The organism is Thalassococcus profundi (genome assembly GCF_003344785.1).
Taxonomy (GTDB): domain Bacteria; phylum Pseudomonadota; class Alphaproteobacteria; order Rhodobacterales; family Rhodobacteraceae; genus Puniceibacterium; species Puniceibacterium profundi.
In genome coordinates, this window is the sequence record NZ_QPMK01000076.1 from 1 (window position 1) to 596 (window position 596).

The 596-nt window shown below is 68.5% G+C and carries 1 protein-coding gene; it reads left to right on the forward strand.

What is annotated here, in order from left to right:
• The coding region (locus tag DU478_RS22575) for a zinc-binding dehydrogenase (protein ID WP_147276425.1) at positions 1-596 on the forward strand (596 nt) is incomplete at both ends.

Here is a 596-nt window from a genome sequence, read left to right on the forward strand (position 1 = left end):
TTCTCGATGCTCGACGGCACGCCGATCCATCATTACATGGGCTGCTCGACCTTCGCCAACCACACGGTGGTGCCGGAAATCGCGCTGGCCAAGGTGCGCGAGGACGCGCCCTTCGACAAGATCTGCTACATCGGCTGCGGCGTCACCACCGGCATCGGGGCGGTGATCAACACCGCCAAGGCCGAGATCGGCTGCCGCGGCGTGGTCTTCGGGCTGGGCGGCATCGGGCTCAACGTGATCCAGGGCCTGCGGCTGGCGGGGGCGGACCAGATCGTCGGTGTCGATCTCAACGACGACAAGGCGGAGATGGCGCGCCGCTTCGGCATGACCGATTTCGTGAACCCCAAGAACGTCGAGGGCGACATGGTCGCGCACCTGGTGGAGCTCACCAAGGGCGGCGCCGATTACACCTTCGACGCCACCGGCAACGTCGGCGTGATGCGCACGGCGCTGGAATGCGCGCACAAGGGCTGGGGGACGAGCATCATCATCGGCGTGGCGCCGGCGGGGGCCGAGATCTCGACCCGGCCGTTCCAGCTGGTCACCGGGCGCAACTGGCGCGGCACGGCCTTCGGCGGCGCCAAGGGCCGGACGGA